Origin of the sequence: Borrelia persica No12 (genome assembly GCF_000500045.1) — a bacterium.
Lineage (GTDB): Bacteria > Spirochaetota > Spirochaetia > Borreliales > Borreliaceae > Borrelia > Borrelia persica.
On sequence record NZ_AYOT01000036.1, the window covers coordinates 1 to 9,608 of the forward strand.

The following is a 9,608-nucleotide window of genomic DNA, read 5'->3' on the forward strand; positions in this document are numbered from 1 at the left end:
TTTCTAGAATAGTTTTACCCTTAAGCTCATATACCAAATGGTACTGTCAGATTGATTTAAATAATCTTTTTCATCTTATAAAATTAAGATTATCATTAAATGAAATCAAAGAAGTGAATGAGAATTCATCAAAAGAAATGCATGATTATCCCCTTGCTATTCTATGTCTTATCCATTGTCTTGCACAAATATGGATGCCTTAACACAAAATGTAAACACAATTCGTTCCAAAAGTTAATACAACAATTAATTTTTACCAATATCTTTTCTTTTAAAATTCATTGATTTTGACAAAAAATTAATTTATATATATAATAACCACTCATCTCATTAGACTTATACCACCCAGATTATACCTAATAAACTTTATAATTAAACTCATATTGCTATATACTTTTATAATATAAAACCTTAAGGAGCAAAATATGATTTTAAAAAACAAACATTTAGCTTTAACATTAATCTTTAGTTTAATTGGTTGCGATTTATTCTTAACCGAAAACATCAAAAGCAAGTCTTCAGCACTACTTGATCAAGTAATAAACTCCATGAGTCTGGATACTAGTAGTGATAAAGACATCAAACATAATTCTAATAACAAATCTTCACAAAAACATCTACCTAAAATTAAGAGAAAAATTAAAAAAATCAAATCACTTCAACAACCTGAATTACAAAAAGATATAAAAGATAGTCTATCTGAACACGAAAATATTACTATCAGAACTGCTGACACAAGCCAAAAGAAAAGTTATTCTAATAGTAACATTATTGATAATAGTTCAAATACTATTTCAAGCACTAATAAAGATATAACAACAACATCAACACTAAATAAGCCTACAATCCAGTTCAACAAAGAAAACCAGCCTTATCATCAAAATAGTGAAACAATTGAACACAAATCAAATATTTTCCAGGGTAACAGTAAAACTTCCTTAAACGGATTAAATGGTGAATCAAATAATATTCAATACGACTATACTTATCTTTCACACTATGATTCACAACCAACAACAATATCAGGTTCATACTCTGGCAGTTCCATGACAATTGAGGAAGATGAATTTGAAGAAGATGATGATGAAGAAAGACTAGAAACTAGATTAGATAACATATACAAATTTAAATTAAAGAAGATTATAGATAGTGTCCAACAAGCACTTGAAATAGCTGAACAAATAAAAGAGGATTTGAATAAAATTGAATTCAATAGGCTCAAATTAAGCAATAATGGAAGAAAAGCTTCAGAACATGAAAAACAAAAAGCAAAAGAAGAACTATCTACATTCACAAAAGATAAATTAGAAACAAATCTTAAAGAACTTTTAAGCGAAATTGAAAAAAGTTTAAACGACGCTACATCACTTATTACATTTGTTGACAAAGAATATGGTGGAAATCTGCAAAGTGACCTATATGCAAAGAAAAAATTAGATGAACTTAAAAGTGAAGTAAGTTCTTTAATTACAGAAGTTCAAAAAAATCAGAATAATAATCACCAAGCATATCCTTCATTATATCAAGATTTCAAAACATACCAAACATTACGAAATCCATATTCAACACTCCAATCAGTAAAAGACTTACTTAACAAAACAAACATTGTTGCCAGATAAATAAGTATTTTATATTTACATAAAGGAAGATAGGTCGTTGACCTATCTTCCTTTATTGCCAAAACTCAATATAATATCACAATCAAGCAATATAAAATTTGTAAGTTATTTTCAAAAATTTGTCCAAATAAAATTAAAAGAGACATCCCTAAAAATGTCTCTCCTTTTTAAGTATTAAAATAAAATATCTAAGCTTTTAAGCCTTATTTCCCCAAATCTTCTTAAAGATATAATTTTGCTTCTTGAATAAATTCCTCTAAGATTAATATTAATTGATAATAAGTATCCTGCTTAAGATGGGTTCAGCATATTAACTGTTTTGATTAACCCGTAAAATTATACAATTATAAAAATATCAAAACACACTGAAAACCGTTAATAGCATCTACAACCAACCTAAAATTAAAACTTAAATAAAATTAACAAACTATATAAACTCTTTATCTAATTAGCACTATTATAATTATTTATTTTTCAATAAAATTATAAAAAAAATACAGATTAATATCAATTAGTATAATACTCTAGGATTAATATTTATTGAATATTTTTTCTTTATGGTATATAATTTCGATAAATATTGCTGCTTAATATAGATTTCAGTATTACTGGCTGTTTTCATTAATTCGTAAATTAGGATTGACCATGAAAGTATCAAAGCGCGCCCTAAAACCTTTAAGAATATCTCCAATTACCGTAAAATTGAAACTTAAATGAAAGTATAAACCTAAATTCTTTTTTTTAATATAAATTAATAACAATAAATAAATTAATAACACACATAAATATATCTATACTTATAGATAGTATTCGTAAAATTACTATCTATAGTACAAATATTCTGTCTAATAGTATAGCTACCATCATCACCATTATCATCACACTTCTCTTCTTTCCCTTCTCTATTCTTCCTTCCCTATCTCTCTTCTCTTCCCCTCCTTTTCCTTTTCCTCCTTTTTCCCCAAGTTCTCTCTTTTTACTTCTCTTCTTTCCTCTTTTCTTCGGAGATTACTTGGTTATTCCCAATATACTTCAACAGAAAAATCAAAAAAAATATATAATTTATATATAATGAATAAATTATATATAAATTGAAATTTAATTGTTAAATAAATGCTTCATAAAGAATATATTGAAATTAGTCTATTTACAAAAAAACATTTCCCCTATACGCCTTACAAAGAATAAGAGAAGTGTTTCTTCGAAATAACTTTTTATCTTACTTGATTTTTATTTCATGTCTTTTTTATCTCCTTATTCTCCTCCCAAAACCAAAAAACTAAAAAACAAAAATTCACAAACACAAATAAATGAACAAAGAATTAAGAAAATTTAATCACCAAAGTAAAAATGATAAATAGACAATTAACCTTACATCATAAGAAAGTCATCAGGCTCTCTTAGCTTATTTGGTTTCGAATCTGATACTTTTAGATCTCTTGCTTTATCTATTTTTACTTTTGCCTTCCCAATAACACTCTTGACTGACTTCTTGATTATTTTTTCTACTGCTCCTAATAACTTATTTACTGCAGCGATCCCTACTTTTTGTACTTCTTTTTTTCATCCTGCACCACCACCTGCTGAACCTGATGCCAACTTTCCATTTTTAACCCCATTCTTAACTAATGAACACAAAGATATAGCACTTTTTGCATGCACCATATATAAATTAAAATTTACTTGTCAAATGAACAAATGAAAAATGTCTAATAAAAAATACTAAAACACTAGAAAGGAAAACAACTCGCTTACATAAAAAAAATGTTTTCCTTAATTGTCTTTATTCAAATTAATAGCAAAAATACAAAAGATATATCACCTAAACAAATGATACAACCCAAAGTAAAAGTTATTCTAATAGTAATAACATTATTGATAACGCTTCAATCACTACTTCAAATACTGATAAAAATATAGTAACACAAAAAATAGCCATTAATACTCCTGCAAAAACAAATTTAACTCATACAATAGAATACAACATATCAAAACTAGATAACAATATAACCTACACCAGTGAAAATAATATTAATAATCATTTTCATCAAAACAGTGAGACAGTTGAAAACCAATCAAATGCAAATATTCTTTTCAGGGGCAACAATAAAATTGCTCTCAATGCATTAAATGGTGAATCACACAATATTCAATACGGATATACCTATAACTCACATTATGATTCAAACCCAATAATATCAAATTCATACTCTGACAGATCAATAACAGTTGAAGAAGATGAATTTGACAAAGATGACGATGCAGATTCTAAGCTAGAAACCAGATTAGACAATCTATATAAATTCAAACTAAAGAATATCACAGATAATATTGAGCAAGCACTTAAAATAGCTGAACTAATAAAAAATGATTTGGATACAATCAAATTCCATAGGATCAAATTAAGCAATCATTACGGAATAAGAGCTGATAGAACATGAAAAACAAACAGCAAGAGAAGAAGTCTCTAAGTTTTCAAAAGATAAATTAGAAGCAGCTCTTAAAAAACTTCTAAGTGAAATTGAAAAGAGTTTAAATACAGCTAAATACTTACAACTGATAATAATTACGATGGAATTTTACAAAGCAACAACCTATCTGCAAAGACAAAGTTAGATGAACTCAAAACTGCAGTAATTTCTTTAATTACAAAGATAAAAGAAATTCACAACAAAGACTACAAAGCATACCCTAATGATAAAGATTATCAAACATACCAAGCATTACGCAATCCATACTAAAAACTTACATTAGTAAAAACTTACTCACTCACACAAATATTGTTGCCAGATAAATAGTATTTTTACTTACTCTAAATAGAAAGGAAGATAGCTTAACATACCCTATCTTCCTTTCTATTTACATATTATAATAATTTACTTAATTGTATCTAGAACACCTACAATCTTATCATATACTGTTCTCATTCCAGGAATTTTAACTGTAATCAGATCTTTATATTCTTTCCCAACATGCTTTATTCATTTCTCACTATCAGAATCATTACTTATTTATTTTTTAATTTAACACTATTACTTTTATCTTGATATTATTAAGTTGTGGTTTCAATGCAAACAACTACAACCATAGATAATTGCTAAAATAATAAAATTAGATTAATATCAATTAGTATAATCTGTATACATACAAGAAAACATCCCCTATCTGCATTTCAAAAACTAAAAAATCTTTCCTTTAAATCACCTTTATTATTTAGTATTCACTTTTTTATTTATATCTATGATTCTTTATTGTTGTGAACTAGCTGTTATTTCTGTTATCTTAACAAGCTTCTCTACGGATTTATCTTCTTAAATAACTATAGCTTACCAACAAATATGCTCCTTAACATAAAACTTAAGCACTACTTGTTTACATAGACTTGTATGTTCATTTCTTCATTAAATACTCTATAAGCTCATCATTTTAACAATGCTCTCATATCGTAAACTATTCTTTCCTAAAACCAATAAGCCTTATTTAAATCCCCCATCTAAACCTAATATCCCTTATTTAATAAATCTTCTATTTCTTATCCACACTACTTAACAAAAACATTTACCTTAATATATCATTAAAATAACCCATAATATCTACTAATTCCTCAACTTATCATCATTATCGAAATTTATCTTTAATATCTTTTTCTATAACTAGATCATCATCAACTACAACTATAATATTGCTGCTGCTTTCTCTCCCACTGCTGCTCCTGCTTGAGCATTTGCAGCTAAAATCTTAGCGCCATCCTTATTATCTGCATTACCTAATTTTACTGCTGTGCTTCCTGCCTTTGGTTTTGCAACACCCTCTTCTCCAGCTGTATCAACTATTCCTTTCAATGCATTATATAATTTCTTCAATCCTTCTATATCTGCTGCTATTCCATTTTGTTGGGAGGTTCCTCACCTACTTTATCACCATCACCTATATCCTTTAAAGAATCTAAATGTCCCTTTAATACTTCTAATGTCTTCTTAGCTGTATCAACTGCACTTCTAATGGTCTTATTTAATATACCATCTTTATCAACATCTGTTGTTGATTTTACTGCTACTTGCTCCAATTCTTCTGATGCAGATGCAATTTTCTTCCCTAGACTGTTAAAATAATCTCCTACTTCACTTTTTTTCGTATCTTTAGTAACAGTAAAACCCAAAGTCCCTGAAACCAACTCCAAAAATGAATAAAAAACATTCTCAGCACTTCTTCCGACCTCAATCAACACCTCATTTAAATTTTTCCCTTTCCCTTCTGGTTTCTCTACTTGTTGTCCACATCCCATAATTCCCAAAATCATAATAATAAGCAAACTTCTCTTGATAATAGTATTCATCTTCCCACTACCTCCTCTCATTTCTTCTTTAGTTTTTGCTTCTCTAATTCCTCTCATCATAATTTTCCCTCCTTAACAAACTCTTTAATTCCCCCCAATCTTTAAATCCTCAATTATTTAAAGCTCCCTTCTCTTCCCTTTCTTTACTCTCTCACTAAGCTCTTCTAAATAAGACCTTCTACATAATCTTATCTAAATAAGATCTTCTAAATAAGCTCTCCTCACTAATCTCATCTAACTTCTAAAAAAAGTTACTCGGTCCAAATCCTTTTTTCTTCTCTTCTTTATAAGTTCCCTTCTATTCTTTAATGAGTCTCTCTTTCTAACTTTACTCCAACGGCAAAAATGAAATAAAAATGAATAAATAAAAAACAAATGAAATACACACATGATAAATGAAATAGTTCTGACCTACCACAAGATATAAACAACATCTCACTTAATTAAAAAACATCTTCTCTGTCCTGCTTCAAAAAGAACAAGAGAAGTGTTTAAAATAATATTAAAAAGTCATTAAATTAATGTTTTCACTCTTTCTATTAACTTTTTCAAACTACTAAAATACAAAAAAAAGGAAAACAACTCTCACACAAAAATAAAGAAATGCTTTCCTTAATTAAATCTATTATTTAAATTGACTATTTATTTTTTATTATTTATTTACTAACAGTAGTTTGAGTAGTACCAGTTTCTGTAGCATTATTTCCAATAATCCCAAAGTACTTCATTCCTTTAACAGCCGTTTTGATTTTATCAAGTTCAAGATTTACTGTTTTTCTAATAATCAAATTCAATACCCCTATACCTTATTTACCGCACTTACTGCTGCTGCTAAGTCCACATTAGTTCTAGCAGTACCGGCACCATTGGCCGCAGAATTACCACCAAGAGCAAGTGCACCAGCTTCTGCGTTAGCAGTAGTAGCAATACCTGAAGCAGTAGCGTTTTTTATCTTATCAATCATTGCCCATGGATCCGCTTTTGATACCTCTCCAGCAAATTTAGAAGCAGTTCCCTGGTCAGCTTGAGCATTGTGAGCTAATAACTTAAGTCCATTAGCATTAGTCACTTCACCACCCGCAGTCCCCTTCTCAATCTTGACATTAGATTTCTCTGTTGCATCAATAATTGTTTTTACACTTTCAATTACTGCATTAACACTATCCCTATTAGCTCCAGCTGCACCACCAGCATTATTAGCATCTCCAATATTAACATTAGCATTAGTTACACCAGCAAGTTTAGTTAAAGCACCAACTAGTTGTTCAAAAAAAACATCACTTGCTCCCTTAATTGCATCCTCCACTACTTTAATTGTACCCCTCTCAGCATTCTTAGCTTCAAAGATTTTACTTGATAGCTCTTTTAACTTATTTTTAGTTGCTGTAAGTCCTTCTCCAATCTTCTTAAAATGTTCTCCTACCTTACTTCTCTTATCCCCCGATTTCTCACCACACTAAACCCTAATTCATCCCCAATAGCATTCCCAAAAACGCCAAAAATCTCATAAAACCCTTGCCCAAGCTTAACCAAAGAATCTAAAAAACTATTCCTCTTCTCTAATCCCTCTTTCTCCTCTATCAACCCACTATTACATCCCATTATCAATCCCCATCACCATCATCATCACCATACTTCTCTTTACCATCTTCCTTCTCCCTTAAAGAGAGAAAAAAGTAAGGAAGAAAAAGAGAAATGAAAAAAATAAAAGAGAAAGAGAAAAAAGAGGAGAGAAGGGTTAAGATTAGTACAACAGAAAAAATGAATGAAAATGACACATAAATGAACAAAAAATTAAGAAAATACACTTATCAAATAAAAAAACGATAAATTACCCAACTTATTTCTACTAAATAAATTATTAAACTAAAAAAATAACGTCAATTAAGGAAAACACTTTTTTCGTTATTTTTGTTATGAGAAGGATAATAGTTTCCCTTAATTGCATTTTAATATGTCTTATTAGTAATATACCAGCTTCCAGAAATTGACCAGCAGTCTCTGAGTAATCTTATTCCATGAACAGCTTCTCTTAATTTTTCTAAATTTTGACTTACTGTTTTAGTAATAATTACATTAAGTATCCCTAATACCTTATTTACTGCATTTATTGCTGCTAATTTAACTGCTTCAAATTCACCCAACACCAATCCTTGTTGATCACTTGTTACATCAACTATCTTGTTAGCATCACCTATATCCTTTAAAGAATTTAAATGCTCTTTTAATGTACTCAAAGTACTCTTAGCTGAATTAACAACTCCTCTAATTATCTTATTTGATGAATCACTTTTATCAATACCTGCTTGCTGTTTTTTTGCTACTTGTTCCAACTCGTTTGCTGCTTTTCCAAGCTTATTCCCTAGACTGCTAAAATATACTCCTACTACCTCATTCCTCTTTGTCTCTAGTTTAACAGTCAAAACCCAAAACATCGGAAACCAACTCTAAAAATGAGTAAAAAACTCTTTCAGCACTCCTCCCGACTTCCATCATTGCACCACTTAATCCTCTCCCAACTCCATTCTGCTATCCTGGTTTCTCTCTTTCTTGCTGTCCTTGTTGCCCACATCCCATCATCACTACCAACATCATCACCATACTTCTCTTTACGAGCTTTCTCATTACTCTTCCCTCCCATTTTTCCTCTCTTTCTTTTTTTACTTTCATTTTTTTATTCCCCCCTTATTTCTTTCTTATTAATTTAGAAGGACAACGAAACAAAAATGAACGAATGATATTGAATGTCATTATAATGTGAGGCAAAAAACTGATAGCGCATTACGGCGCTTTTTTTAGTGTTAAGTTAAGATATATAGTTTGGCATGTCAATAGCGTAATATAATAATATTCAAGCTATTACATCCCATCATCACTACAAGCATAATCTTAGTAAATAAAAATCAATGATATACAAATTGAAATTATTCTGTTAAATTAAGAAACGATAAACGTTTAATAAGATATACTAAAAGGAAAACAATTCTCCTACAGAAAGAAAAAAGTGTTTCCCTTAAATAACTTTATTATCTAATTTATTTATATCTATTTAATAGCAGTACCAGACTCTGTAGTTAAAGGAGTATTTTCAGGATTAATTTTCATTGCTTCCTTAACTGCCTGAAGTCCTGAACCAATAGTTTTTCTTATTGCTACTGTTAATATATCTAATGCCTTAGTAACTGCACTTATTGATGTTCCTTGAATTGAAATAGCAACATTAGCATTAGTAGCATCAGCAGCATTAGCATTCGCAAATTTACCATTCTTAGCCATTGCTCTCAATGCAATACCTCCTGCTATAGTTGCATCTTTAGGGACAGCACCAGCATTACCATCATTATTTTTCGCTAATTTAGCAGCACCATCATCTTTAGATATAGCTTGCAGTATATCAACACCAGTTACTGCTCCAACTGCTTTTGCTGCATCTGCCGCTGACTTCTTTGCATTAGCAGCAGCATCTGCATCAGCAGCAAATAATTTTCCTGCCTCACCATTAGCAGCTTGAGCAGTTCTTTCAGCAGAAAAATCCTCAGCTTTTTTACTATTACCAGCATCATATTTACCTTTGCCTTTAAGTACAACATCTACAATATCTTTAATTCCCTTCACTAGACTATCAACATTATCACCCTTAACACCATTACCAG

5 protein-coding genes and 5 pseudogenes are annotated in these 9,608 nt (G+C 29.7%); 2 read left to right on the top strand and 8 right to left on the bottom strand.

Annotated features, from left to right (window positions below):
* Both U881_RS10280 and U881_RS0100670 read left to right on the top strand, forming a co-directional pair.
* Positions 1-203, top strand: a 203-nt coding sequence (locus U881_RS10280) for an FAD-dependent thymidylate synthase (RefSeq protein ID WP_038363065.1), incomplete at its 5' end; no start/stop codon positions are given.
* Positions 204-425: 222 nt separating this feature from the next.
* The gene (locus U881_RS0100670; RefSeq protein WP_024652943.1) at positions 426-1,619 is read left to right on the top strand and encodes a hypothetical protein; all 1,194 of its coding nucleotides are present in this window, start codon (positions 426-428) and stop codon (positions 1,617-1,619) included.
* Positions 1,620-2,990: 1,371 nt separating this feature from the next.
* On the opposite strand, the pseudogene U881_RS11760 reads toward U881_RS0100670, so the two are convergent.
* The 8 genes and pseudogenes from U881_RS11760 to U881_RS0100715 all read right to left on the bottom strand — a co-directional run.
* Positions 2,991-3,179: pseudogene (locus U881_RS11760) on the bottom strand (variable large family protein); the annotation flags it as partial.
* A gap of 616 nt (positions 3,180-3,795) precedes the next feature.
* A complete protein-coding gene (locus U881_RS13460) occupies positions 3,796-3,927 on the bottom strand; it encodes a hypothetical protein (protein ID WP_268744139.1) in 132 nt (43 codons plus the stop codon).
* Positions 3,928-5,296: 1,369 nt separating this feature from the next.
* Positions 5,297-5,955, bottom strand: a pseudogene (locus tag U881_RS10285) (variable large family protein); the annotation flags it as partial.
* 656 nt (positions 5,956-6,611) lie between these two features.
* A pseudogene (locus U881_RS10290) lies at positions 6,612-7,652 on the bottom strand (variable large family protein).
* 312 nt (positions 7,653-7,964) lie between these two features.
* Positions 7,965-8,084, bottom strand: a pseudogene (locus tag U881_RS13645) (variable large family protein); the annotation flags it as partial.
* Positions 8,085-8,123: 39 nt separating this feature from the next.
* Positions 8,124-8,390: pseudogene (locus U881_RS13015) on the bottom strand (variable large family protein); the annotation flags it as partial.
* A 94-nt stretch (positions 8,391-8,484) separates the two neighbouring features.
* A complete protein-coding gene (locus U881_RS12465) occupies positions 8,485-8,625 on the bottom strand; it encodes a hypothetical protein (protein ID WP_160164757.1) in 141 nt (46 codons plus the stop codon).
* A gap of 375 nt (positions 8,626-9,000) precedes the next feature.
* A partial coding sequence (locus U881_RS0100715) for a variable large family protein (RefSeq protein ID WP_024652939.1) occupies positions 9,001-9,608 on the bottom strand: 608 nt, incomplete at its 5' end.